The organism is Herbaspirillum frisingense (assembly GCF_047325095.1).
GTDB classification, from domain to species: Bacteria; Pseudomonadota; Gammaproteobacteria; order Burkholderiales; family Burkholderiaceae_D; genus Herbaspirillum; species Herbaspirillum frisingense.
Window position 1 is genome coordinate 2,791,118 of record NZ_CP168558.1, and the last position, 26,154, is coordinate 2,817,271.

21 protein-coding genes are annotated in these 26,154 nt (G+C 64.2%); 8 read left to right on the forward strand and 13 right to left on the reverse strand.

What is annotated here, in order from left to right:
- The first annotated feature begins 38 nt into the window (after positions 1-38).
- Together ACEOAC_RS12910 and ACEOAC_RS12915 are read left to right on the forward strand one after the other, a co-directional pair.
- Positions 39-509 (forward strand): response regulator, encoded by a 471-nt coding sequence (locus ACEOAC_RS12910; protein WP_102662409.1) that lies wholly within the window; start codon positions 39-41, stop codon positions 507-509.
- Complete coding sequence (locus ACEOAC_RS12915) at positions 506-1,600, forward strand: response regulator (protein ID WP_413444382.1); 1,095 nt, start codon at positions 506-508, stop codon at positions 1,598-1,600. Before ACEOAC_RS12910 ends, ACEOAC_RS12915 begins: the two co-directional genes overlap by 4 nt.
- Positions 1,601-1,639: 39 nt before the next feature.
- Here ACEOAC_RS12915 and ACEOAC_RS12920 read toward each other — a convergent pair whose 3' ends face one another.
- Complete coding sequence (locus ACEOAC_RS12920; RefSeq protein ID WP_241812395.1) at positions 1,640-3,838, reverse strand: ATP-binding protein; 2,199 nt, start codon at positions 3,836-3,838, stop codon at positions 1,640-1,642.
- A gap of 705 nt (positions 3,839-4,543) precedes the next feature.
- On the opposite strand from ACEOAC_RS12920, the gene ACEOAC_RS12925 reads away from it, so the two are divergent.
- The gene (locus tag ACEOAC_RS12925; RefSeq protein WP_241812394.1) at positions 4,544-4,915 is read left to right on the forward strand and encodes a hypothetical protein; all 372 of its coding nucleotides are present in this window, start codon (positions 4,544-4,546) and stop codon (positions 4,913-4,915) included.
- A 361-nt stretch (positions 4,916-5,276) separates the two neighbouring features.
- Positions 5,277-9,104 (forward strand): PAS domain S-box protein, encoded by a 3,828-nt coding sequence (locus ACEOAC_RS12930; RefSeq protein ID WP_413444383.1) that lies wholly within the window; start codon positions 5,277-5,279, stop codon positions 9,102-9,104.
- Positions 9,105-9,120: 16 nt separating this feature from the next.
- Here the strand turns inward: ACEOAC_RS12930 and ACEOAC_RS12935 are convergent, their stop codons facing one another.
- The 4 genes from ACEOAC_RS12935 to ACEOAC_RS12950 all read right to left on the reverse strand — a co-directional run bounded on the left by ACEOAC_RS12935 (position 9,121) and on the right by ACEOAC_RS12950 (position 10,946).
- Complete coding sequence (locus ACEOAC_RS12935) at positions 9,121-9,441, reverse strand: hypothetical protein (protein WP_152486640.1); 321 nt, start codon at positions 9,439-9,441, stop codon at positions 9,121-9,123.
- A gap of 61 nt (positions 9,442-9,502) precedes the next feature.
- The gene (locus tag ACEOAC_RS12940) at positions 9,503-9,823 is read right to left on the reverse strand and encodes a hypothetical protein (protein ID WP_039874537.1); all 321 of its coding nucleotides are present in this window, start codon (positions 9,821-9,823) and stop codon (positions 9,503-9,505) included.
- A gap of 2 nt (positions 9,824-9,825) precedes the next feature.
- Positions 9,826-10,434: a hypothetical protein gene (locus ACEOAC_RS12945; RefSeq protein WP_006462311.1), complete on the reverse strand. Its 609-nt coding sequence runs from the start codon at positions 10,432-10,434 to the stop codon at positions 9,826-9,828.
- 2 nt (positions 10,435-10,436) lie between these two features.
- The gene (locus ACEOAC_RS12950) at positions 10,437-10,946 is read right to left on the reverse strand and encodes a PAAR domain-containing protein (RefSeq protein ID WP_413444384.1); all 510 of its coding nucleotides are present in this window, start codon (positions 10,944-10,946) and stop codon (positions 10,437-10,439) included.
- Positions 10,947-11,406: 460 nt separating this feature from the next.
- Between ACEOAC_RS12950 and ACEOAC_RS12955 the strand changes: the two genes are divergently transcribed.
- Positions 11,407-12,657 (forward strand): PepSY-associated TM helix domain-containing protein, encoded by a 1,251-nt coding sequence (locus ACEOAC_RS12955; RefSeq protein ID WP_413444385.1) that lies wholly within the window; start codon positions 11,407-11,409, stop codon positions 12,655-12,657.
- Between the two features lie 24 nt (positions 12,658-12,681).
- On the opposite strand, the gene ACEOAC_RS12960 is transcribed toward ACEOAC_RS12955, so the two are convergent.
- Positions 12,682-13,506 carry a universal stress protein gene (locus tag ACEOAC_RS12960; protein WP_006462308.1) on the reverse strand — a complete coding sequence of 275 codons (825 nt, stop codon included), beginning with the start codon at positions 13,504-13,506 and terminating at the stop codon, positions 12,682-12,684.
- 272 nt (positions 13,507-13,778) lie between these two features.
- On the opposite strand from ACEOAC_RS12960, the gene ACEOAC_RS12965 reads away from it, so the two are divergent.
- Genes ACEOAC_RS12965 through ACEOAC_RS12975 form a run of 3 tightly spaced genes read left to right on the forward strand, consistent with a single transcriptional unit; the run spans position 13,779 to position 15,472 of the window.
- Positions 13,779-14,195: a VOC family protein gene (locus tag ACEOAC_RS12965; RefSeq protein ID WP_102662415.1), complete on the forward strand. Its 417-nt coding sequence runs from the start codon at positions 13,779-13,781 to the stop codon at positions 14,193-14,195.
- Positions 14,192-15,142 carry a 2-hydroxyacid dehydrogenase gene (locus ACEOAC_RS12970; protein ID WP_413628375.1) on the forward strand — a complete coding sequence of 317 codons (951 nt, stop codon included), beginning with the start codon at positions 14,192-14,194 and terminating at the stop codon, positions 15,140-15,142. Before ACEOAC_RS12965 ends, ACEOAC_RS12970 begins: the two co-directional genes overlap by 4 nt.
- A 42-nt stretch (positions 15,143-15,184) precedes the next feature.
- A complete protein-coding gene (locus tag ACEOAC_RS12975) occupies positions 15,185-15,472 on the forward strand; it encodes a type II toxin-antitoxin system HicB family antitoxin (RefSeq protein WP_241812387.1) in 288 nt (95 codons plus the stop codon).
- On the opposite strand, the gene ACEOAC_RS12980 is transcribed toward ACEOAC_RS12975, so the two are convergent.
- The 7 genes from ACEOAC_RS12980 to ACEOAC_RS13010 all read right to left on the reverse strand — a co-directional run bounded on the left by ACEOAC_RS12980 (position 15,457) and on the right by ACEOAC_RS13010 (position 26,070).
- Positions 15,457-16,383, reverse strand: a complete 927-nt coding sequence (locus ACEOAC_RS12980) for a bestrophin family protein (RefSeq protein WP_413445623.1) — start codon at positions 16,381-16,383, stop codon at positions 15,457-15,459. The genes ACEOAC_RS12975 and ACEOAC_RS12980 overlap by 16 nt on opposite strands.
- Positions 16,384-16,501: 118 nt before the next feature.
- Positions 16,502-17,947, reverse strand: a complete 1,446-nt coding sequence (locus ACEOAC_RS12985) for a heavy metal sensor histidine kinase (protein WP_077238035.1) — start codon at positions 17,945-17,947, stop codon at positions 16,502-16,504.
- A complete protein-coding gene (locus tag ACEOAC_RS12990) occupies positions 17,940-18,632 on the reverse strand; it encodes a heavy metal response regulator transcription factor (RefSeq protein ID WP_006462301.1) in 693 nt (230 codons plus the stop codon). Before ACEOAC_RS12990 ends, ACEOAC_RS12985 begins: the two co-directional genes overlap by 8 nt.
- Positions 18,633-18,724: 92 nt before the next feature.
- Entirely contained in the window at positions 18,725-21,892 is a 3,168-nt protein-coding gene (locus ACEOAC_RS12995) for an efflux RND transporter permease subunit (protein WP_413445404.1), read from the reverse strand.
- Positions 21,889-23,109: an efflux RND transporter periplasmic adaptor subunit gene (locus tag ACEOAC_RS13000; protein WP_413628376.1), complete on the reverse strand. Its 1,221-nt coding sequence runs from the start codon at positions 23,107-23,109 to the stop codon at positions 21,889-21,891. Before ACEOAC_RS13000 ends, ACEOAC_RS12995 begins: the two co-directional genes overlap by 4 nt.
- Positions 23,110-23,167: 58 nt before the next feature.
- A complete protein-coding gene (locus ACEOAC_RS13005) occupies positions 23,168-24,748 on the reverse strand; it encodes an efflux transporter outer membrane subunit (protein WP_413628377.1) in 1,581 nt (526 codons plus the stop codon).
- A 137-nt stretch (positions 24,749-24,885) separates the two neighbouring features.
- Positions 24,886-26,070, reverse strand: a complete 1,185-nt coding sequence (locus ACEOAC_RS13010; RefSeq protein WP_413628378.1) for a citrate synthase family protein — start codon at positions 26,068-26,070, stop codon at positions 24,886-24,888.
- Between the last annotated feature and the right edge of the window lie 84 nt (positions 26,071-26,154).

A 26,154-nucleotide genomic window follows, 5' to 3' on the forward strand; every position in this document is an offset into this window, starting at 1 on the left:
GGCACCGGCGGGCTGTCATACATCACAGGGAGAGGGGCATGAATACGGAACAAAGCGTCAATATCCTGCTGGTCGAAGACGATGACGGCCATGCGCTCCTGGTGGAGAAGAACCTGCGGCGCGCCGGCCTGGTCAACGGCTTTACGCGCTTGCGTGATGGCCAGGAGGCGCTGGACTATTTCTATGGTGACGATCAGTCGCAGGGTGAATCGCAACAGCTGGTAGTGCTACTGGACGTGAACATGCCGCGCGTGAATGGCGTAGAGGTGCTGCGCCGGATGAAGCAGGAGGCCTCCACCGCGGCCATCCCGGTCATCATGCTCACCACCACCGATGACCCCCGCGAGATCGCCCACTGCTACGAGACCGGCTGCAATGTCTACATCACCAAGCCGGTGGAATATGACGACTTCATCGAGGCGGTGCGCCGACTGGGTTTCTTCCTGCAGGTGGTCAAGCTGCCCCTGGCGGGTCGTGTTGCGGATCGAGGCGAGAACGGGTCACGATGAGCGCCATCGCCGCCCACGTACTGGTACTGGAGGATGACGACGGGCTGCTGGCATTGGCGACCCGGGTACTGCGCAAGCAAGGACATCGCGTGACCGCCACGGCCGATGCCGTCAGCGCCCTGGCGGCGGTGCAGCAGGAGCGACCGGACCTGCTCATTGTCGACTATCACCTGCAGGCACTGGATACCGGTCTGGACTTTTTTCGGCAGCTGCGTGCATCGGGGCTGGACATTCCGGCCATCATGGTATCGGGCGTTTCCGACGATGCGCTCATCATCGAGGCGCTGCGTACGGGGGTGGCCGACGTGCTGCCCAAGACCAGCGATTATCTGGACTACCTGCCGGCCGCAGTGGAGCGCCTGCTCCAGCAGCAGGCGCTGCAGCGTCTTGCCGAGGCCGAGCGCATGGCCCACGTGCGGGAAGAATTCGTGGCCGCGCTGGCGCAGGAATTCCGTGCCCCCTTGAATACCATCATCGGCTGGACGCAGTATCTGCTGCGCGACGCCACGGATGGCCAGCAGGTGCGCAAGGGGCTGGAAGTCATCGAGCGCAATGCCCGTCTGCAGGCGCAGCAGGTGGAGCAGTTGCTGGAACTGAGCCGCCTCATGGCCGGCAAGCTGCACGTGGACATGCAACCGGTGGACATGATCCGCGTGGTCGACCAGGCGATTGCGGCGGTACACGCGGTGGCCGATGCCAGGCAGATCCACATTCATGCTGTAGTCGATACGCCAGCGCCGATCCTGGGGGATCCTGCGCGGCTGCAGCAGGTGGTGGGGAACCTGCTGACGCACGTCATCCGCTCTACGCCGCCGCAAGGGCGCGTGCAGGTGATCCTGCGTCAGACAGGTGGCCAGGTAGAGCTGGAGCTGGGGCAGGCCTTGATCGACGCCGGTCAGGCCAATGCGCCGGAGCGTGTTGGCGATGACGATGTCGAGGTCGACCTTGCAGGTGAGAGCGGCGTTGCGTCAGGATTGTCGCTGGCCATTGCCCGTCAGCTGACGGAATTACACGCAGGGCGCATGCACGCGGAAGGTCTTGGCCCCGGTGTCCGTTTTCTGCTGACGCTGCCGCTGACCACTCCGACCTGAGCGATGTTGCCGGGGTGCCGGTGGCGGTCTGCGTCGCATTCAGTCTGCCGGCACCGGAATGGTGACGGTGAAGGTGATGATGTTGCTTTCGCAGTCCACGGTAATGCGGCCACCGTGGCCATTGACGATCTCGCTGACGATGTACAGGCCCAGTCCCAGGCCGCGCGCATTGCGCTGGTTGCCCATCGATTCCTTCTTGTAGGGCTTGAAGAGATTGTCACGCACAGCGGCCGGTATCGGTGCGCCGTGGTTGGAGACCGAGATGGTCAGTTGTTCGTCGCGGCGGAACACGATCAGCGTGGACGGCTTGCCGATTTCGCCATGGTGGCGTGTATTGGACAGCAGGTTGGAGACCACCTGGCTGATGCGGTCACCATCGAGCCCGATCTCACCGCAGTCTTCGGCTTCCAGGATGATTTCATTGTCGGGATAGGCCATGCGGGCCTCGTTGACGATTTCCATCGCCATCTTGCGCACGTCCACCGGACGACGCTGGATATCCAGACCCATGCCGCTTTGCAGGCGGCTGATGTCGAGTACCTGCGAAATCAGCCGATGCATGCGGCTGGAGGAGGACGAGATGCGCTTGCTCAGGTTGGAACTGGAGGGTGAGTGCTCGCGCACCTCGATCATGCGGGCAGCCATCATGATGGCTTGCAGCGGATCACGCAGGTCATGGCCCAGCGTGGCCAGCAGGGTCTCGCGGGCGCGCTTGACCATGTTTTCGTTGGACAGGGCCACTTCCTGGAAATCCAGGCGCAGCTGGCCGGCCACTTCCAGTTCGGTCTTGACCCAGGGCAGGCTCTTGCCGCGCACGGTTTCCTTCCAGACCGCGAACGAGCCACGTGGCGTGAGTCGCGGGCCGAGCGGGCCGATGCTGTATTTCTTTTCGGGGTTGCCGCCCCAGCGCACGTCTTCCACCTGTTCGCTGCGGAACCAGAACGCATAGCCATCCTGTTCGCGGTAGAAGCGCACGGCCAGCACGCCGCAGATGTCGCCCAGCACCTGTTTCAGGGCCGGTGCATCGGCGCCGAGGGCGCTGGTGTAGAACAGGTCGCCGGGTTCGTTTTCGTTGAGCCAGTTGATCAAGGCGTTGACCGCTTCGCGTGACGGCGCCTTGCCGAATACCTGGGTCTTGCGGTCCATCGAGATGGCGCCGCCGTGGCTGTTCATCAGGCGCAGGAAGCCCTCGTGTTCACCGGCCAGGGCCAGCACGATGTCTTCGCGGTCGGTGATGCGGGCCACGATCTCGCGCCGCAGGGCGGTACTGTATTCCAGCGCCCGGGCGCGCTCGCCATTGAGGTTGCGCTCGACCAGGGCACTGACGAATTGCGCCAGCAACTGGCAGGACATGCGCACCGCGTGTGGTACCAGGTGGGCACTCATGTGATGGCAGGCAATGAGCCCCCACAGCCGGTCGCCGATGACGATGGACAGGCTCATCGAGGCGCCCACGCCCATGTTGCTCAGGTATTCGATGTGTACCGGCGAGACGCTGCGCAGCATGCTGTGGCTGAGGTCCAGCGGCCGCCCGGTCAGGGGATTGAGATCAGGCTCCAGCGCCACCGTGGGCGCCTTGACATCGGCGATCAGGCGGATCGGGTTGATCACGTACAGGCGTCGTGCCTGGGCCGGGATGTCGCTGGCCGGATAGCGCTGGCCGAGGAAGGGTTCGAGGTCTTCGCGCTTGTGCTCGGCAACGACCTCGCCGCTATCGTCATGCAGGAAGCGGTAGGCCATCACCCGGTCGAATCCGGTGATGCGGGCGATCTCGTCCACGGCCAGAGTCAGCAGGTCTTCCACGCCTTGCTGGCGCTGGATGCGCTGGATGGCCTGGTGCGCTGCCAGGGCGAAGGCGTCCAGCGACAGCGCATCGGGCGGGCGTTTCTCGAATTCGGCGATCAGCACATCCTCGGACTTGTGGGTCACCAGATCGAAGGCGCCTGACGGCAGGGTGATCATGCGCGAATCGACATAGCCATGCTTGTCTTCCAGCGCGCTCTGGATCACTGCGCGGGCGCCGGCATCCAGGTGGTGTTCGCCCAGGGGGGCGCCCGGCGCGGGCAGTGTGCCAAGCAGGGCATCGGCGTTGGCGCTGTGCGAAGCGAGGCGGCCATCCGGCGTGAAGCACAGCAGGGCGCCGTGGCTCTGGATGGAACCGGGGATGTGGATCGGCTCCCGGTCGCAGTTGCTCAGGTCGACCGATCGTCGGCGATTTTCGTGGTACGGGTTGCTCATGTACTGCTTTCCCGATGCCTGTGGAAACAGGGCGTCGAATTGCGGTCGCGCACATCTGGAGACGAACGCAAGTTGAAGGCGGCCCAAAGTCGGCAACGCACCTTTTCATTCCGCGCTGTTCCAGCTGTCGTCAAGCGCGGCGGTACGGCCCTTGTTTTCGGGAAATGCCAATTATAGGCGTGGTTCTGCATTTGGTGAACTCTGCATGTGAATTTAATGGCAGTGCCGGGAGGCCCCGATCCGTCCAGTCTCGCCAGCCGCCGGGATTTCCATTTTGTCCTACAAGGCAATCGGGAACAGTCCGATAGAACTCATCCGTGCGGACTCTTAAGATCAGCAAAAACTCGCAGAAACAACGCGGCAGTCCGGTGCTTTTGTGCCGGAAGATGCCACACGGGAAAAGATTGCCCGGTTCAAGTGCTGAGACTTCGTGAGGATGCGTCAAATCACATCAGGAGGTGCCGTCAGGCTCTTCCAGTTTTGCGTGACATGGCTACAATGAAGTCGTCGATAGTGTGCTGAGCCGGGGTTACAACAGGGAGCGAACCAGTATGCTGTCGATGACATACCGGGAAGAAATCGAACGCTGTATCGGTCCGGCCAAGCCGCTGGCACATCCCGGGACCGACGCGGACAATGGCAAGCTGATGTTGCAACCAGCCCGGCGCAGTCGGCATGCGTCGGATCTTTGAGCAGGGTAGCCTCATGGACAAGTCTGATTCCACCCATCCTTGCGATCCTCTCGTCGCCATCCAGCAGGGCGACTGGACCGCTTATCGTAACCACATCTCGACCCAGGCCGGGCAGCCCGGCGAAACCGAGGACGAGCGGCCGAGCAATTTTGCCGAGCCTGTTCAGCAGCAGGATACGGCGGGTGAGCCGCTGCACGGCGAGGAAGACATCCTGGCCTATCGTCGGCGCTGCGCGCGCGCCTACATCGGCATGAACGGTCGCCTGGGCGGCCGCGCCTACCGGCCCAACGAGCCGGTGATCCTGACCCAGGAAGCGGTCCAGGAACTGGCCGAGTTGAATCGCCTGCTGCGCGAAGAACGTGCGCTGAAGAAAAAAGCCGGCTGATACCCTGAGGCCGGGCGCCGTACCCTGTAGGTGCCTGACGCGACTTCATGTAGGAAAACCGGAAGCTCCCCGCAAATGCAGACGCCATGCGGCTCCTGGTTGCATGCGCCGTTGCCCGCCGCGTGAGACGGCAGCGCGAGCGGGCGCGGGCTTCCCGTATAATCGTGCGCGTCATGCAGGGGCGCATGATCGACATTATCGAGCTTGCAGCACTATCGAGATTGCTGTGAGCAAGCGCCCCCGCTCGAAACGGATGCGAACAACAATGAAGGGACCCGTGGGCAAGGACGGCGCAACGTGATCGCGCAACGCCGTCATCCACGCGACCGACCTCGGTGCTCATAAAGGTAAGTTTCACGACATGGCAGAAATTTCTTGGTTGCGCGCAACCGGCCTGACCGCGCAAATCGTCGCAGCAACCGATTGGAGCGCCAGCCCCCTGGGCGCGCCGACCCACTGGTCGTCCACGCTGCGGACCACACTCAATATCGCACTGCGTTCGCCCACGCCCAGTCTGCTGGTGTGGGGTGCTGGCCGTCACATGCTCTACAACGATGCATTTGCCGCCTGTATCGGCGCGGCCCACCCGGCCGCGTTCGGTGCTGCGCTGGCGGGTTCACACATGTGGACCGGCGCCGGTGGCCGCTGCGAATCTGCCATCGAGGCCGCGTTCGCCGGCCAGCAACAGCAACTGTGCCGTCTGCCCTTGTTCCACGATGACAACCAGGCGATCGCCACCGGCAATCAATGGGATTTCTCCTGTCTGCCGGTATGGGATGAGAAGGGTGAAGCAGGCGACGACCAGGTGGCCGGCGTCCTGTGTTCCCTGCACCGGGCCAGTGGACTGGATGCAGCGCTGGCCCATACCGACCTGCTGCGCGACCTGATGGAGCAGTCGCCCAGCTTCAAGGCCGTGGTGCGCGGGCCGCAGCACGTATTCGAGCGCGTCAATGACGCCTATTTCATGCTCTTCGGCGACCGTCCGGTGCTGGGGCTGCCGGCGCGCGAGGCCTTGCCCGAACTGCTGGATGAAAACCTCTTCGCGCTGCTGGACCGTGTCTATCAGACCGGCCAAGCCTATACCGAACGTGGCGCCCGCTTGTTCCTGCGGCGCTCGGAGGAAGGCGGATTCGCCGGCGCGGTGCTGGACTTCGTGTTCCAGCCCATCAAGGGCAGCGACGGCCGGGTGGCGGGCATCTTCATCGAAGGCAATGACGTCACTGATCTCCATGTCGCCGAGGAGCGGCTGCGCATCGTCGACCGTGCCGGCGGGATTGGCATCTTCGAGTGGTTTCCTGATTCCGGCAAGCTGTCGGTGTCAGACCGTTTCCGCCGCCTGTGGGGTGTCGCGCCGCAAGGCGAGGTGACCTCGCAGCAGCTGGTGGACATGATCGATGAAGAGTTCCATCCCAACCTGGGGACGGTGCGTATCCGTGAGAGCGGTCCGCGCAATCCGCTCGAATACACCGAATACCATATCACCCGCCCCGACGGCGAGCAGCGCTGGCTGGCGCGCAAGGGCGAGGTGGTGCAGGACGATCCGCGCGCCGGTGCACGTTATGTGGGCGTGGTGTTCGATGTTACCTCGCGCAAGCTGATGGAACAGGCGCTGGCCGCCTCCGAAGCCAGCGTGCGGGCCAACAACGCCTTCGTGCGCCAGCTGCTGGATTCCACCGATCAGGGTTTCTTCTCCATCGACTGCGATGGCACGGTTACCCTTTGCAATGCCGCCTTCCTGCAGATGCTGGGCTATGCCAGCGAGAAGGACGTGCTGGGGCGTTCCATCCATGAAGTGATCCTGGTCCCGCAACAGGACGTGCCGGTCAGCCGCACCGAATGCGCGGTGCTCAAGGCGGCACGTGAAGGCATCACGGCCCATATCGACAACGAGGACTTCCTGCGCCTGGATGGCAGCAGCTTCCCGGCGCAATACCAGGCGCATCCGGTATGGCAGGACGGCAAGCTGCAAGGGGCGTTGTGCACCTTCATTGATCTGACCGAGCGGCGTCGTGGCCTGCAGGCCTTGTCGTGGAGCGAGAGCCGCCTGACGGCCATCTTCAACCAGGCCTCGGTCTGTTTCTCCGAGCTGGACCTGCAAGGCAACTACCTGCGCGTGAACCAGGCGCTGTGCCGCATGCTCGGCCGCACTGAAGACGAGATGCTGCACATGACCCTGGCCGACGTCACCCATCCGGATGACGTGCCGATGAACATGTCCCTGTTCAACCGCTGCATCGAGGATGGCCACTCCTTCACCCTGGAAAAACGTTACCTGCGTCCGGACGGTTCGACCTTCTGGGTCTCCAGCGACATCAGCCGCATCGTCGACGGCGAGGGCCGCCCGCAGGCCATGATCGCGGTCTCCACCGACATCACCGAACGCCGCCGCGCCGAAGATGCCCTGCGCGAACTCAACGACACCCTGGAGCAGCGTGTGGTCGCCGAGATCATCGAGCGCACCCGCGCCGAGGCCGCCCTGCGTCAGATGCAGAAGATGGAAGCCGTGGGCCAACTCACGGGCGGGGTGGCGCACGACTTCAACAATGTGCTGCAGATCATCGGTGGCAACCTGCAATTGCTGCAGGGTGACCCCCGCCAGGATGATCGCAGCCGGCAGCGCATCCGCACCGCCATCGGCGCGGTCGATCGCGGAGCCAAGCTGTCCTCCCAGTTGCTGGCCTTCGCCCGCCGGCAACCGCTGCAGCCGCGCAGCATCAATCTGGAACGGGTGGTGCAGAACATGGATGACCTGCTGCGCCGCGCCGTGGGCGAGAATATCGAGATTTCCACGGTGGTCACGCATGAGCTGTGGAACAGCATGCTCGACCCCAACCAGGTCGAGAACCTGATCATCAACACCGCCATCAATGCGCGCGACGCCATGCCCAATGGCGGCCGCCTGACATTGCAGATCGATAACGTACAACTGACCGATCCGGCATTCCTGTCACAGGCCGATCTGGCCGCAGGCGACTACGTCGAGCTGCAGATTTCCGACAACGGTGCCGGCATGTCGCCGGAGGTGCGCGAGCGCGCCTTCGAACCCTTCTTCACCACCAAGCGCGAAGGCGAGGGCACCGGGCTGGGGCTGTCGATGGCGTATGGCTTCGTCAAGCAGAGCAAGGGGCATATCAGCCTGCACAGCGAACCGGGCAAGGGCACGACCATCCGCATCTACTTCCCGCGTTGCATCGAGGACGAGGTGGTCGTCGACGACAGCCGCGACCTTCAGGTGCGGGGCGGCGACGAGACCATCCTGGTGGTCGAGGACGATCCCAACCTGCAGCTCACGGTCATCGACACGCTCTCGTCCCTGGGTTATCGCGTGCTCAAGGCCGACAATGGCGAACGGGCCTTGGCCATCCTGCAGAGCGGCATCACGGTGGACATGATGTTCACCGACGTGGTGATGCCGGGCAGCGTGCCGGTCACCGAACTGGCGCGGCAGGCGCGTCAGTTGCTGCCGGAGATCGAAATCCTGTTTACCTCCGGCTATCCGCGTGATGCCATTGTTCACGAAGGACGACTGGATGCCGGCGTGGAACTGCTCTCCAAGCCCTACCGCATCAACCAGTTGGCGCAACGGATCCGGCACATGCTGTCCAACCGGGCGCATCGCATCGAACTGGCCAAGGCCAGCCGGGAGCGTGACCTCGCCACGGCCTCGGCCACCATCCACGTCTTGCCGGTGGCCGAGCGCCACCACCAGGCTGATGCGACCGAGCAGCCACTGTCCCAGGAGGCTTATGGCACGGGCGGCCTCGCTGCAGGTGGCAGCGTCGGCGTGGCGGGCAGCGTGACTTCGCAGGATGCCGATGAGCCCGCACAGGCCGTCAGCGGACTGCGCCTGCTGGTGGTGGAAGACAACATCGACTCCCAGCAGCTGGTCTGTGAGTTGCTGGAGACCCTGGGCCATCAGGCGCGCGGCGTGGCCAGCGGCGAAGACGCGCTGCAGGCCCTGGAGGAGCAGCCGTTCGACGTGCTCTTCACCGATGTGAACCTGCCGGGTATCACGGGGGTGGAACTGGCCAAGCGCGCGCTGGAGCGGTTCCCGACGATGTCGGTGATCTTCGCCTCCGGCTACGGCGCGATGGTGGCACGCAACGTGGGCTTCCCATCGCATTCGCTGCCCAAGCCTTACGACATCGATCAGTTGCAGGAGATATTGACGAAGATTGCGTCGGCTTGAAGCCTTGGGTCGGGTCTCAGATACCGTCCCTGCTCCAGCCTGCGCCGTAGCCCGGGCACAGCATCAGGAACTCCTTTGCCGTTGCGTCCTTGAAGTCCACGATCACAAAGGAGTGGGAGTCATCTTCCAGGCGATAGCAGAGCATGCCCTTGCTGGCTTCAAACGCAGCCTGCTTGTAGTGCCTGTTCTTGAAGACGGTGATCTTCTCCGAGACGATGCGAAAAGCCACCACATCGACTGGGCCATGCCAGAAGTCGGGAGGGACAAGGATCAGTTTGCAGTAGAGCGCAATGGGAGCGGCGATGGCGGCGCCAATCAATAGTGATTTTATTGTCATGGATTCCCTCGCGATGATGCAGGGCTGGATATCGGGAGCAAGTGACGAGGCAAAGATAAATTCATATGCCGTCTCGTAACCAGCCCGTGCCAAGGCCCGGGCAGATGATGAACTCTTCCAGGGTCGTTCCGTCCTTTGGGTCGAATACGCCGAAAGACCAGGTTATTTCGTAAAGGCGATAGCATTCCGTTTCCTTGAAGACGGTAAAAGCCACTTCCTTCGAATCCTGGGTCTTGAAGACGTCGAGTCGTTCCGAGATGAATTTCACTTTTTCAAGATCGATAGTCGCGAAATGAAACCGTGGATCGATCAGGAGCGCATGTCCAAAATAGCTGACAAGCGATCCGAGGATGACGCCCTTTAACCATTGGGGAAGCGTCATTGTCATCTCTTCGGATAAAAGTTCTTTTTGACCAGGCGCCTGGATTTCCCCAATGCGGCAAGCAGTTCTGCTGGCGTTACCGGGGTAGGGGGCCAGCGTGGATCGTGCGCCAGGATTCCGACTAGTTCGAGAACGTCAGCGACGTTGGTCGAACAGGAGTTGTCGAGAAGGCTGTAGCTGCTTCGCGTCCCGTTGGTTTCCCGGATCAGTTGCCTGTCCTGCTCCACTCTCCGCTTGAGTTCAGCTTCCACCTTTCGCTTTTCCTGTGGCGATAGCCATAGCAACAGGCCGATGCTGTCTCGGTAACTTTGACCCTCGATTGTTCGGTCTTTAAGTGTTTTCTGGATTTCCCCGCCGTATAAATAGATGTTCTTCGGCATGACCACGTATTCGTCATGCGCACGCGTATAGACAGTGTCATCAACGACGATGGCGACGTGTCCCCACTGCGACCCCAGGCTAAAGATCCGCGAATCTCCAAAGATCACTTCCACGAATTCGCGTTGCACCGTGATGGTCTTCTCGCTGGTATCGGAGACCGGCGTCAAGGTCCGCGTGTCGACCTTGCGCAAAGTCTTGCCTGTGCTGGGCGATCTGAGCTGCTTCTCCATGCTCAGCCCTCCAGGAAGATGTCCACCGGATGCTGTTGCGCAACCGTGGCGGAAAGGTGCGTGCGCCCGAAGGCATCGCTGGTGCCGAATTCAGGTGCGGAACCGGCGATCACGAACGCATATTCGGCATGGGCGAGCGGCTCGCCATGCTGGTCCTGGATGACGAAGCGGTCCTGATAGGCCGGTGCGTCCCTCTTGCCAGGATGGGCGCCACTTTCCGGTTCCATTCGACGGCCACCGCCAGCCATCACCGCGACCTTGGCTTGCTGCTGGGTGGCCTGCAAGATGGCGCCGCAGGAAGTCTGCATTCCTTCGACAGCGACTTCGTGTCCCATGTAACGGAAGCTCTCTACTCCGCTCAGGATGAGGAAATCGCGTTTGCACTGTGGGCAATAACCACCATGGCCGACGCCGGCCACCGGTTTGCCGAACAGCTTGAAATGGCGGAATCCGTCCTTCACGGTGCCGCCGTGGGAGGTCGGGTCTCCCGCCCGGATGATGGCTTTGGACATGTGCTGCTCCTTTGTGGTCAAAAAAGCAGCGACAGTAGCGTCAACCCATCGGCCTTTGAGCACCGCCACTGAAGGAAGAACGGAAATACGGTATTTCTTGCGATTCAGGCTCGAACGGATTCGATGCGCCAGAAAATGGGTCAGCGCGTCACGGGGAGGGCCGACGAAGCGAGCGGATGCAAAAAACTGTACACGGTGGTTTCCTTTTGCCTTCAGATTTCTTACAATTAATAGTAACCATTCTCGTTCTTATTTAATAATTGAATGGTGAAGGGAAATTTTTGATCGTGCTGCCTTTTCGGGCGAGTGCGTCATCTGTCTGCCCGGGAAGTCAATGCTGTAGCTTGCCGTTGGCCACCCTCTCGGTGGGCTGGCAGCTTGGATTCAGCCCGACATTTCCGCTCAGCCGTTCTATCGTTCTGCGGTTTAGCCACCTGCCCAATCAGCCCCACTGACCCTCATGCGCGCATTGCTCGTTCTTCTCCACCGCTGGTTCGGCCTTGCCGTTGCCGTGTTCCTGTTCATCGCCGGTGCGACCGGGGCGCTGATCTCCTGGGACCATGAACTCGACGCCTGGCTCAATCCGCAGCTGTTTCATGCCCGCAGTGCCGATCAGCCCGGTGCCGGGGCGCCGTTGCCCGGCCTGGAGCTGGCGCGCAGGGTGGAGCTGGCCGAACCGCGCCTGCGGGTGACCTATGTGCTGACCGAGGCCGAACCCGGCCATACCATCGGGATGATGGTCGAGCCGCGTCTGGACCCGGCCACCGGCAAGCCATTTGCGCTGGATTACAACCAGATCGCCGTCGATCCGGTCACCGCCGAGATCCAGGGCCGGCGCATGTGGGGTGCCATCTCGCTGTCGCGGGAAAACCTGCTGCCCTTCCTCTACAAGCTGCACTACACGATGCATCTGCCTGATATGGGCGGCATCGAGACCGGCATCTGGCTCATGGGCATCATCGGTATCGTCTGGATGCTGGACTGCTTCATCGCGCTCTACCTGTCCTTCCCCAACTGGCGGAGCTGGCGCAAGTCGCTGGCTTTCCGCTGGCGTGAAGGCGGGCACAAGCTCAATTTCGATCTGCACCGTTCCGGGGGCGTGTGGGTCTGGGGCCTGCTGCTGGTGCTGGCGGTGACCTCGGTGTCGATGAACCTGGAGCGCCAGGTGATGCGGCCGATCCTGCAGACGGTCTCCACGCTGACCGCCGGTCCGTTTGAGACGCGCACGCCGCTGGCGGCAGACAAGGTGCCGGAGCCGCGCATCTCGCGGGAAGAGGTGGTGGCGCTGGGCCGGGCGCAAGGGCAGAAGCTGGGGCTGGATGAGCCGGTCGGTGGGGTCTTCTATTCCGGCATGTTCGGCGTCTATGGGGTTGGCTTCTTCCAGCCGGGCAATGACCATGGCGACGTCGGGCTGGGCAATGCCTGGCTGTATTTCGATGCCATGACGGGCGCCTATGAGGGTGGCAAGATTCCAGGCCGGGGCAGCGCCGGGGATATCTTCCTGCAGGCCCAGTTCCCGCTGCATTCGGGTCGTATCCTGGGGCTGACCGGGCGAGTGATGGTGTCTCTGCTGGGGGTGCTGGTGGCCATGCTGTCGGTGACCGGGGTGATCATCTGGGTGCGCAAGCGCAAGGCACGACTGCAGCAGCGTGAACGGCTGGCTGCACAAAAGACACCGGCCCGCGAGGGGCCGGTGGCGGAACTGCGGTAAGCGGGTCGGCGCCGCGTCTGTGCGTCAGTGCGCCATCAGGACCGGCAGCGTCATGGTCTTGAGGATGGTCAGCGTGACCCCGCCCAGCAGCACTTCACGGAAGCGGGTGTGGCCGTAGCCGCCCATGACCAGCAGGTCAGACCCCTTGTCGGCGGCCAGCGAGAGCAGGGCGTTGCCGATGTCCAACGGGGTCTGTTCCTGCGCCACTTCCACCTTCACGCCATGGCGCGCCAGATAGAGCGCGATGTCGGCGCCGGGTTGCTCGCCATGGGTGCCCAGGCGCTTGTCGGAATTGAAGATCACCACCGTCACGTTGTCGGCCTGGCGTAGCAGCGGCAGGGCAGCAGTGATGGCGCGGGTGGATTCCATGCTGCCGTCCCAGGCGATCAGTGCGTTCTTGCCGACGTGCTTGAATTCGCCGGCGCTGGGGATGATCAGCACCGGGCGCGGTGCATTCAACATCACATATTCGGGCAGGTCGGTGAGGAAACTGTCGTCGGCATCGTCCAGGTCGGCCTGGCTGACCACCACCAGGTCGGCATAGCGGGCTTGCAGCGCCAGGCCACCTTCGGCGTCGTCGTCGACGAAGCGCTTCTCGCAGGAAGGCACGCCCACGCTGTTGGCGATCTTGTCGAAGTTCTCCAGGGCCGCCAGGGCGCGGTCGCGGAAGCCATCCATCTGCGCGGCCACATAGGCGGCGCCTTCCATCGTGATGAAACTGGAGATGCCGCTGACGGCGCTGCCGATCAGGTGCGCCTGCTGGGCGCGGGCCAGTTCGGCGGCGATGCGGATGCGCTGGGCGGCGTGGCGCGACTGGTCGACATGGACCAGGATGGACTTGTAGCTCATGGTGACTCCTCGGAAATATCGGGTAGATCAGGTGGGACGGCATCCGGGGCGGGATGCCATGTATCCAGACTAGGCCGCTCCTGCCCGGGCGTCCAGCGCAAATGCGGCGCTGATTGACACATGTCAATCGCGGCCGGCATCACTTCGCGGGCAGAATTCGGCGCGCCAACGATAGGCGCTTGCGGTGCGGTGGCGCTGGCTGGGTTATCCTTGTCAGCTTTGCGGTCTTTCCGTCATCCGACATTGCGTCATTGCCTCAGCGAGGAGCTTGCATGCCATCGATCTTCCATCTTGCCTACCACGTGCGCGACCTCGACCAGTCGCGCCGCTTCTATTGCGACCTGCTCGGTTGCGAAGAGGGCCGCAGTACCGACACCTGGGTCGACATCGACTTCTTCGGCCATCAGCTCTCCTTGCACCTGGGGCAACCCTTCACGGTGAGCAACACCGGCAAGGTCGGTGAGCACATGGTCCCCATGCCACACCTGGGCGTGATCCTGGAGCTACCCGAGTGGCAGCAACTGGCTGATCGGCTGACGGCCAGCGGCCAGGTCGAATTCGTGCTCAAGCCGCAGATCCGCTTCGCCGGTGAGCCGGGCGAACAGGCGACCATGTTCTTCCTCGACCCCTCTGGCAACCCCATCGAGGTGAAAGGCTTCAGGAGCCTGGCGCAGGTGTACGCCAAATGAGTCAAGGCACGACTATCCCCTTCGTCAGCCAGGGCGATGCCGCCTCGGTCACCGCCTGGCTGCAGGCCCTGCGCAATGCCATGCCGGAGGAGCAAGTGGTGGCCTTCGCCGATCTGGACGACGCCCAGCGCGCCCAGTGCCGCCTGGCCATCGTCGCCAACCCGGACCCGGCCGAGCTGAAGCAGTTGCCGCAACTGCAGTGGGTGCATAGCGTGTGGGCGGGGGTGGAACGGCTGGTGGCCGATCTTGGTCAGTCCGACCTGCAGATCACCCGGCTGGTCGATCCCCGGCTGGCGGCGACCATGGCCGAGGCCGTGCTGGCCTGGACGCTCTACCTGCATCGCGACATGCCGCGCTATGCGCAGCAGCAGCGCGAGCAGCGCTGGCAGCAGCTGGACTACGTCGCACCGGAACAGCGTCGCATCGGCCTGCTGGGCCTGGGCGCGCTGGGCGAGGCGGCCGCCGTGGCACTGCGCCAGGCGCGCTTCCCGGTGGCGGGCTGGAGCCGCAGTCCGCGCCAGCTGGACGGCGTGGAGACCTTCAGCGGCATGCAGGGGCTGACGCAACTGCTCTCACGCAGCGATATCCTGGTCTGCCTGCTGCCCCTGACCCACGACACCCGTGGCCTGCTGGATGCGGCGCGCCTGGCCTTGCTGCCACCACAGGCGCAACTGATCAACTTCGCCCGTGGCCCCATCATCGACGACGGCGCGCTGCGCCAGGCGCTGGACGCCGGCCAGCTGAAACATGCGGTGCTGGACGTGTTTGCCACCGAGCCCCTGCCGCCGGCTTCCTGGCAATGGACCCATCCCGCGGTGACGGTCTTGCCGCATTGCTCGGCCCCCACGGATGCCGCCACGGCCTCGGCCATTGTGGCGGGGAATATCCGGTATTACCGGGAGAGTGGGGTGATTCCTGCCAATGTGGATTTGGGGCGCGGTTATTGAGACTGAGTCCGGGGGATGAAGTAAGTCCAAAAGGAGAACTCCATGCTTTACCCAATCTACGTCCACAAGGATCCCGACAGCGCCTATGGCGCTCAATTTCCCGACTTCCCCGGTTGTTTTGCCGGGGCGGACGATTTGCAGGATTTGCTGGCCGCTGCACGAGAGGCAGCTGCAGCGCACTTCCACGGCGAGACCGAGCCTATCCCACTGCCTAGCACGCCCGAAGACTGGTCCGAGGATGCGCAATTCCAGGGCGGCTATTGGATGTTGATGGAGATTGAGTTGTCGCCCCTACCCATCCCACCAAACATCCCTCAATCCAGCCGATAGTCCTTCCCGCACGCTGCCGCCGGTGGCAGCGGTTCGCCCGCCAGTTCCAGCAAAGATCGCTCGATTTCCAGGCTGATAGCATCCAGCGCCAGGCCATTGGGGGAACAGGCGAAGGGCAGGGAGATTTCGCTGGCGATGGCTTCCAGCGCCAGGAAGGTGTAGGAGACGAAGACCGAAATCAGCGGTGTGGCGACACCGATGGCATCGACCAGCCCGAACGGCAGCAGCAGGCAATAGATGTAGACGGTCCGGTGCAGCAGCACGCCGTAGGCAAAGGGGATGGGCGTGGAGGCGATGCGCTCGCTGGCGCCGATGCAGTGGTTGATCTCGTTGAGCTGCTGGTCGCAGGTCCGCAGGCCAGTGTCGCTGAGCCTTCCCTGCCGGTTGGCCTGGGCCAGCATGGCGCGCAGCTGGTCCATCTGGTACACCGGGAGGTATTGCACCGTGCCGGCCCTGGCATCGATCTCGGCCGCGCCCGGCAGCAGGCGCGCCATGTCCTCTTGCGGCGAAGTCTTGCGCAACTGGTGCTTGAGCGCATAGGCCAATGCGATGATGCGACGGATGAACAACTTCTTGTGGGCGGCATCCTCGCCCGTCACGCCATAGCGCAAGCCCTGCGACGCCAGCGCCCGCGCTGCAATCAGCAGGGCACCCCAGATCTTGCGGCCCTCCCAGTAGCGGTCATAGCTGGCGCTGTTGCGAAAGCCCAGGAAGATCGCCAGCGCCACGCCCAGCAGGGTGAAGGTGGAGGTGTTCAGCGGCAGCTTGTCGCCGAAGATCTTGCCGTCGGTCAACACCGCCAGGGTGGAGAAGGCCGTCATCATCAGCATCTGCGGCATGATGGTGCGCAGCACCGAGCCGTTCCAGACGAAGAGCATGCGGAACCAGTGGGGCTGGGGGCGAACGATCATATTGGCTTCCCGGAACAGGAACGAAAAAGTCGAGGCCCCATGTTAATTCCGCGCCGCCCCGGCAAGCGTAGACAGATGACGCCAGCGTCCGCACATACAGCCGACAGACGTCCAGCCCTTACTGACGGGCGATGGTAAATCCGATGGTGTTATGTCCGCCGCCGCTGCTGGCGAAGGCACGCCCGCCATGCATGCGTGCCACCGCCTTGACGATGGCCAGCCCCAGGCCGTGGCCATGGCTGCCGTTGATGTCCTGGCGGGCGCTGTCGACCCGGTAGAAGCGGTCAAACAGGCGCGGCAGGTGCTGTTCGTCGATGGCGGGGCCGGGATTGGTGACCGCCACCCTGACCATTTCTTCACCTGCGGAAATATCAATGCGCAGCATTGCGCCTTGTGGTGAATGCTGGATGGCGTTCTGGATCAGGTTGGTCAGTGCCCGCTTGAAGAGCGCCGTTTCCATGGTGGCCGTGGCCTGGGTATCGCCGGCGACCGTGATGCCCATGCCGGCATCGTCCAGTACGAACTCGAAGAAATCGGCAGTCTTCTGCACCTCCGCAGCCACCCGCGCCGGCACCCGGGCGGTGGCGGCCTCGCCCTGGTCGGAGCGGGCCAGAAACAGCATGTCGTTGACGATGGAACGGATGCGGTCCAGTTCTTCCAGGTTCGATTGCAGCACGTCCTTGAACTCGCCCGCGCTGCGCTCGCGTGCCAGCGCCACCTGGGTCTCGCCGATCAGGTTGGCCAGGGGCGTGCGCAGTTCATGGGCGACGTCGGCATTGAAGGCTTCCAGTTGGGTATAGGCCTGTTCGATGCGCTCCAGCGCGCCATTGAAGGCGTCGGCCAGGACCGACAGTTCTTCCGGCAATGCTTCCACCGGCATGCGCGCCGACAGCTTGCGTGGCGAAAAGCTCTGGGCGCGGACCGACATGCGGCGCAGCGGTGCCAGTCCGGCGCGGGCGATCCAGTAGCTGGAGATGACAGCCAGCACGATGCCCAGCAGCGAGGAGATGCTGGTCCCCAGCAGGAAGGTACGGCGCATCTCGAAGTAGGGTTCTCCATCCACGCCCACCGTGACCCGCACTTCGGGGCGCTCCTCGAAGGCCGGCAGGGTGCGCGTCATGATGTGCAGGGGGAAGCGGCGTCCCGGCAGATGCAGGCGGCCGACCACCTTGCCGTCGTCGTGGGTGATGGCGGCCGGGGTCAGGCGGGTGAGGTCGCCATAGGTAAAGCGCGGGTCGTCGCTGGCGATCCAGAAGAACACGTGCTGGTCCGCCTGCGACAGGGTGGAGAGCTTCAGCTGCACGCGTCCCCAGCGCTCGGTGTTGCCGGCGCGCTCGATCTGGTAGCTGATGTCGTTGAGGGTGGTGAAGAGGGCGTCGCGCTCGTGGCGCAGCAGTTCGCCCTTGAGGACGGTGTAGAGCACCACGCCAGCGACGGCGAAGATCAGCAGGGCCGAGGCGGCCGACATCAACACCAGGCGCGCCGTGATCGATTGCCGCAGCGGCAGGCGGCGCCGGCGGGGCGGTTGCGCCGCCGGGACGGTCTGGAGATCGGGCTCAGTCATCGCCGGCATCGGCCGCAGCCCGGGGCTCCAGCACGTAACCCATGCCGCGCACGGTATGCAGCAGTTTCTGTTCGAACGGAGCGTCGATCTTGGCGCGCAGGCGCTTGATGGCGACTTCGACCACGTTGGTGTTGCTGTCGAAGTTCATGTCCCAGACCAGTTCGGCAATGGCGGTCTTGGACAGGATCTCACCCTGGCGCCGTGCCATCACCGCCAGCAGGGCGAATTCCTTGGCCGTGAGGTCGATGCGCAGGCCACCGCGAAAGGCCTTGCGCGAGAGCAGGTCGATCTGCAGGTCGCCGATGCGCAGTTGCGCCGGCTCCTGCGCGCGGCCGCGCCGGGTCAGGGCCTGCAGGCGGGCCAGCAACTCCAGGAAGGAAAAGGGCTTGATCAGGTAGTCGTCAGCGCCGTCATGCAAGCCCTTGATGCGGTCTTCCACGCTGTCGCGGGCGGTCAGCATGATGACCGGGGTCTGCTTGACCGTGCGCAGCGAACGCAGCACGGCAAAGCCATCCAGCCCCGGCAGCATGACGTCGAGCACGATGACGTCGTAGTCATGCTGGATCGCCAGGTGCTGTCCATCCACCCCGTTGGAGGCCAGATCGACCGCGCATCCCTGCTCGGTCAAGCCCTTGCAGAGGTATTCGGACATCTTTTGTTCGTCTTCGACTATCAGGATCTTCATGCGGTCTCCATAGCCTGCGCCGGGACAGGATCGCCCGGCGTCAGCCCATGCCGGATTCTACCGTCCCGGCTTTTTATCGGTGTGGTCTTGTTTCAATGTTCCACCTGCGGCGGCTGTTGGGCCAGGCGGGCGGCCTTGCGGGCCTGGCGCGCCTTCTTCTTGCGTTCATACCAGTAGTGCGCGCGGTCCAGGTAGAGATAGACCACCGGGGTGGTGAACAGGGTCAGCGCCTGCGACAGCACCAGACCGCCCACCATGGCATAGCCCAGTGGCCGGCGCAGCTCGGAGCCGGCGCCATGGCCCAGCATCAGCGGCAGGCCTGACAGCAGGGCGCACATGGTGGTCATCATGATGGGGCGGAAGCGCAGCAGGCAGGCCTGGTAGATCGCCTCTTCCGGCTTCATGCCCTGGCTACGCTCGGCGGTGAGGGCGAAGTCGATCATCATGATGCCGTTCTTCTTGACGATACCGATCAGCAGGATGATACCGATCAGCGCGATCACCGACAGGTCGTAGCCGCCTATCATTAGGATCAGCAGGGCACCCACGCCGGCCGAGGGCAGCGTGGAGAGAATCGTCAGCGGGTGGATGTAGCTCTCGTAGAGCAGGCCCAGCACGATGTAGACCGCGATCAGTGCGGCCGCGATCAGGTAGGGTTGGGACGACAGCGAATCGCCGAAGGCCTTGGCCGTCCCCTGGAAATTGCCTACCAGGGTCTGCGGCACGCCCATCTCGTCCTTGGTCTTCTGGATGATGTCCACCGCCTCGCCCAGGGACACGCCCTTGGCCAGGTTGAAGGAAATCGTCACCGCCGGGAACTGGCTCTGGTGGCTGATCGAGAGGTAGGAGGTCTTGCTCGTATCGACCTTGACGAAAGTCGACAGCGGCACCTGCTGGCCGGTCAGGGGCGAGGTCAGGTAGAGCTTGTCGAACAGGGCCGGGTCCTTCTGCAATTGCGGCGTCACTTCCAGGATCACGCGATAGCTGTTGATCTGCGTGAAATACTGCGCGACCTGGCGCTGGCCGATGGCGTCATAGATGGTGGCGTCGATCAAGGCCGGCGAGATGCCGAAGCTGGAGGCGCGGGCGCGGTCGATGGTGATGACGGCCGCCGCCGCCTGGTTCTGCTGGTCGGAAGCCACATCGGTCAGCTGCGGCAGCTGGCGGAAACGCTCCAGCATGCGCGGCGCCCAGACGTTGAGCTCATCGAGGTCGGTATCGGTGACGGTGTACTGGTACTGGGTGCGCGAGAGGCGGCCACCGACGTTGATGTCCTGGCTGGCCTGCATGAACAGGTTCACCCCTTGTACGCGTGCCACCTTGGGGCGCAGGCGGGCGATGATCTCGTCGGCATTGGTGGTGCGCCCCTGGTCCTTGGGTTTCAGGGCGATGAAGAACTGCCCCGTGTTGAAGGTGGTGGAGCCGGCGCTCATGGCAAAGCCGATCACGTCCGGGTCCTGGCGCACCACGTCGGCCACCTTCAGCAGGCGTTCATGCATGGCCGCCGAGGAAGTGTCCTGCGAGGATTCGGCAAAGCCGACGATGACGCCATTGTCCTGCTGCGGGAAGAAACCTTTGGGGATGAAGATGAACAGCACCACCGTCAGCGCCACCGTCGCCAGGAAGCTCATGAGCGTGATGAACTGGTGCTTCATCACCACATCCAGCCCGCGCTTGTAGCCGGCCAGCATGGCGTCGAAGCAGCGTTCGAACCATTGATACAGCTTGCCGTGGCGCTGGCCGTGTTCGTTCTTGAGGAAGCGCGAGCACAGCATGGGTGTCAAGGTCAGCGAGATCACCACCGACACGCCGATGGTCAGCGTGACCGTCACCGCAAACTCGCGGAACAGACGCCCGACGATACCGCCCATCAGCAGCAGCGGGATGAACACCGCCACCAGCGAGACCGAGATCGAGATGATGGTGAAGCCGATTTCGCCCGCGCCCTTCAAGGCCGCCTCCAGCGGCGACATGCCTTCCTCGACGTAGCGGTAGATGTTTTCCAGCATGACGATGGCGTCATCCACCACGAAGCCCACGGCAATGGTCAAGGCCATCAACGACAGGTTGTCGAGGCTATAGCCGACCACGTACATCACGCCGGCCGTGCCCATGATGGCCAGCGGCACCGTGACCGAGGGGATCAGGGTGGCCGCCACGTTGCGCAGGAACACGAAGATCACCATCACCACCAGGGCGATGGTCAACACCAGGGTGAATTCCACATCCTCCACCGAGGCGCGGATGGTCTGGGTACGGTCGATCAGGGTGTTGACGTGGATGGCGGCCGGAATCGCTGCGCGCAGGCGCGGCATGGCGGCCTTGATGCGACCCACGGTCTCGATCACGTTGGCGCCGGGCTGCTTGGTGATGGCCAGCACGATGGAGCGACCGTTGGGGATGGTGTGGTCCGCCGTGTTGGCAGCACCCGAGAAGGCCCAGGCGGCGATCTTGTTGTTTTCCGGTCCGTCGATGGCGATGCCGATGTCCTTGACCCGGATCGGCGCGCCATTGCGCCAGGCCAGGACCATGTCGTTCCACTGGTCGGCCTTGAGCAACTGGTCATTGGTATAGACGGTAAAGGCCTGGCGCGCGCCATCGACCGTGCCCTTGGGCTGGTTCACGGTGGTGGTGGCGATGACGCCGCGGATGTCTTCCAGGCTCAGGCCCAGCGTGGCCAGCTTGGCCGGATCGACCTGGATGCGCACGGCCGGCTTCTGCTGGCCGTTGACGTTGACCAGGCCGACGCCGGAAATCTGCGAAATCTGCTGGGCCAGGATGTTGTCGGCGTAGTCGTTGACCACCGTCAGCGGCAGCGCATCGGACTGCACCGACATGATCATGATGGGCGAGTCGGCCGGGTTGATCTTGCGGAAGGTCGGCGGGTTGGGCAGGTTGGACGGCAACTGCCCGGTGGAGGCGTTGATGGCCGCCTGCACATCCAGCGCGGCGGCGTCGATGTTGCGGTTCAGGTCGAACTGCAGGGTGATCTGGGTGGTGCCCAGGGTGCTCTGCGAGGTCATCTGCGAGAGCCCGGCGATGAGCGAGAACTGGCGCTCCAGCGGCTGCGCCACGTTGGAGGCCATGGTCTCGGGACTGCCCCCGGGCAGTTGCGCGGTGACCTGGATGGTCGGGAAGTCAACCTGCGGCAGCGGTGCCACCGGCAGCAACGGCCAGACCGCGATGCCCACCAGCAGGATGGCGATGGCCAGCAGCGTGGTGCCGATGGGGCGCTTGATGAAGGCGGCGGAAACGCTCACTTGGTGCTTCCTTTCGCATCGGTGCCGGTGCCGGCGCTGCCCTGTGCCTTGGCCGGCTGCGGCTTGCTCTCGACGATGCGGCTGCCCGGCTTGAGCTTGTACTGGCCGTCGATGACCACGCGCTGGCCGGCGGTGACGCCGCTATCGGCGGCCAGCACGGCCACGCCGTCCTGGATGCGATCGACCTTGACCGGCTGCATGTTGGCCTTGTCGTCCTGGTCGATGGCATAGACGTAGGTACCCTGCTGGTTGCGCTGGATGGCGGCGGCCGGCACGGTCAGGGCATTGCCGTGGGAATTCATCTGCAGGCGGGCATTGACGTACTGGCCCGGCCACAGCTTGTGCTCGGCATTGTCGAAGCGCGCCTTGAGCTGCACCGTGCCGCTGGTGGTGTTGATCTGGTTATCCAGCAGCACCAGCTTGCCGGTAGCCAGTACCTCCTGCGAGTCGCGGGCATAGGCGCTGACCTTGAGCGGCTGCTGGCTGCTGCGCTGGGCGAGGTTGATGGCCACCACCGCCTCCTCGGGCAGGGTGAAGACCAGGGTGATCGGATCGATCTGGTTGATCACCACCAGGCCATTGGCATCGCTCGCATGCACGATGTTGCCGGGGTCCACCAGACGTGCGCCCACGCGCCCGGAGAGCGGGGCGTTGATGGTGGTATAGCTCAATTGCACCTTGGCATAGGCCACCTGGGCCTCGTCGGTCTTGATCGCCGCTTCCAGCTGCGCCACCAATGCTTTTTGTGTATCCAGCTGCTGCTGGGTGGCCGCGTCCTGGCCGCGCAGGGTGGTGTAGCGCTGCAGGTCCAGCCGTGCATTGGTCAGGGTGGCGGCGTCCTTGGCGCGTTGTGCCTCGGCCTGTGCCAGTTGCGCCTGCAGGGCGCGCGGGTCGATCTGGGCCAGCAACTGGCCTTTCTTGACCTCTTCACCTTCCTTGAATCCGACCTTGTCCAGCTGGCCGTCGATGCGGGTCTTGACCACCACGCTGGCATTGGCCGTGACTGTACCCACGCCGGCCAGGTAGAGCGGCAGGTCGCGTTCCTGCACGCTCGCCAGCGAGACGGCCACCGGCGGCGGCGCCTTGGTGGCCGGCTGGTCGGCCGCGCGGGCGTGTTCGACATAGGACCAGGCGCCGATGCCGGCCGCCAGGATCAGGGCCGTGGCAACGAACACGGCGAGGGGAGAGCGCTGGGGAGATTGGGGTGAGGTGGTCATGCCTGAAACTCGTCCTGAAATGATCGCTGTTGATTCGGAAATGGGTGCGTGGCCGCGCTCAGCGGGCAGCCATCGGCGGGGCAGAAGGTGTCGACGTTGCAGCATCAGCGGCCCCGGCCGCTGCAGCCGCTTCTGCCTGCCAGCCACCACCGGTGGCCTTGATCAGGGCGACGCTGGCCACCAGTTGCCGGCCCAGCAGGGTCACGGCATTGCGCTGGTTGGTCAGCGACGTGGCCTGGGTGGTCACCACCGACAGATAGGTGACGGTGCCGGCCTGGTACTGGCGCATCGCCAGTCGTTCGGCCAGCTGTGCCGATTGCACCGCCTGTGCCTGGACCGCGCTTTCCTGGTCCAGCACGCGCAGGGTGGAGAGGTTGTCTTCCACTTCCTGCAGGCCACCCAGCACGGTCTGCTTGTATTGCGCCACGGCGGCATCGAAGGCGGCCGTGGCCGCATCGTTGCGGGCGCTGCGGGCGCCGCCGTCGAACAGGGTCTCGGCCAGCGCCGCACCCAGCGACCAGACCCGGCCGGGGGTGTTGAACAGTTGCGCAAAGGCCGGGCTGTTGTAGCCGCCGCTGGTGGAGAGCGTGAGGGTCGGGAAATACGCCGCCCGTGCCACGCCGATGTTGGCATTGGCGGCAGCGGCCAGGCGCTCGGCATTGGCGATGTCGGGGCGGCGTTCCAGCAGGTCCGAGGGCAGGCCGGCAGGAATCTGCGGCAGGCTCGCCTGCAGGCGCTGGGCATTGGCGTCCATGGCATCGTCGCTGGCGGTGGCGGCGGCCACCGGTGCCAGAGAGAAGGCGGCCGGCGCCTTGCCGATCAGCATGGCGATGGCGTGTTCCAGCTGGTTGCGGGTAGCGTCGAGGTCGATCAGCTGCGCCTGGGCGGCACGCAACTGGGTTTCGGCCTGGGCCACATCGGAGCGCAGGGCGGTGCCGGCTTCGTATTGATGGGTGGTCAGCTGCAGCGAGCGGCGATAGGCCTCCACCGTGCGGCGGTACAGGTCCTTCTGCAGGTCGGTCACGCGCAGTTGCAGGTAATCCTGGGCCAGTGTGGCCTGGATCGCCAGGCGCGCCGCCGCCAGGCTGGCCGCACTGGCCTGGGCGCTGGCATCACCGGCTTCGGCGCCGCGTCGGATGCGGCCCCAGACATCGGCCTCCCACGAGGCATTGAGGCCCACCGTATAGGTGTCGGCCAGCCGTTGCACGCCGTTGCTGTTGGTCTGCCCGCGCGCGGCGCCGGCCTGCAGGCCGACGGTCGGCCACAGGCTGGCGCGGGCCAGTGCGGCGGTGGCCTGGGCCTGGCGATACTGGGCAGCGGCCTGCTGGATGGTCTGGTTGGCGGCGTTGGCCTGGGTGATCAGGTCATTGAGGATAGGATCGCCATAGGCTTGCCACCAGGGCTGGTGGTCGTCGACCTGGCGCGGCGTGGCCTGCTTCCAGGGGCCGGCTTCCTTGTAGGCCTGCGGCAGCTCCATGGCCGGGCGCACGTAGTCCGGGCCGACTGCACAACCGCCCAGCAGCGCGGCCAGCAACAGCACCGTCATTCCCTTCTTGGCGCGGAAGGGGGTTCGATTATTGGGATGAGTGAAATGACGGGTACTGACGCTGGCTGCGACGCGGCGAAACGGGACGACCATAGGGCTCACGGAGATGGCTTGCGGATGACGGACAGACCGACCCCGGCGCCCCTCAGCGCCCGTAACCGGCCCCTGCTTAGGACACTAATGTAAGCCTTGCCCCTCGACGTCAGGCTGACATCAAGATGACAATTCTGTCAGCCAGGGCGGGGACCGGTGTAGGCGGCGCGGGGACGGATCAGGCTGCCGTCGCGCCCCTGTTCCAGCGCGTGGGCGATCCAGCCCAGCGAGCGGCCCAGCGCAAACAGGCCGAAGGCGCTGCCCGCTGGCAGATCAAGGTGACGGCGCAGCGCCGCCAGGGCGAAATCGACCGAGGGGGCATGGCCGGTCAGTTCGCGCACGGTGGCGATGGCGACCTGCCAGCGGGGATGGGCGTCGAGAAAGCCCGCCAGCAGGGCCTGAGCCCGTACATCGCCCTGCGGATAGAGATGGTGGCCGAAGCCAGGCAGGTCATCACCCCGTGCCAGCCGTTCGCGCAGGGCCTGGGCCGGATCGGCCGCTATCTCCAGCATGTCCAGCAACGCCTCGACGCGGGCTGTGGTGCCGCCGTGCAGCGGGCCGCTCAGCGCCGCCAGCCCGCCCACGATGGACGCCTGCAGATTGGCACCGGTGGAGGCAATGCAGCGGGCGGTGAAGCCGGAGGCATTCAGTTCGTGGTCGGCGCACAGCACCAGCGATCGCCTGACCAGGTCGGCACCGGCCGCATCCAGTTGCCAGGCCCGGGCGCACTGCAGGTGCAGGGGTTCAGTGGAGGGCCTGCTACCAAGCAGGCAGGCTGCCAGGCGGCGCACCAGCAGGCCGGCGCTGGCCAGCCGGCGGGCCGACGGCAATTGCCATTGCGCGCCGATGTCCTCGGCACAGGCCAGGGAGAACAAGGGCAGCAGTGTCTGTTCGGCCCGGCGTTCACGCCACTGCGCCGCCAGTGCATCAAATCCTGTGGGCAAGCAGGGCGCGGCCTGGTCGAAGGCCTCATCCACGGTGCAGTCCCAGAGCAGGGCGGCGGCTTCTTCGACGCTGGCCTGCGTGCTGAACTCCACCGCATCCTGGCCGCGATAGAACAGGCGCCCATTTTCGATCAGCGTCAGCGCCGACTCCAATACCGGCAAGCCCCAGTCCAGCGCAGCCCGCGCCACTTCGCGGGGCTTGCGGCCACGGGTGCGGTTGGCCGCCAGACGTTCCACTTCGGCGGCCAGGTAACGGCTTTCCCGCGCTTCTTCCCCCGGATGGGCGTGCAGCAGGCCACGGCTGACGTAGGCATACAGGGTCTGGCGCGACACGCCCAGCAGGGCGGCGGCATCGGCGGAAGAAAGATAGGTGCTCACGGCGGGTCCAGATCGGTCGATAAGTTGATTAAATTAATCAATATTGACGATTAATTCAAGCGGAGTAAGCTGCAGGCATTCACC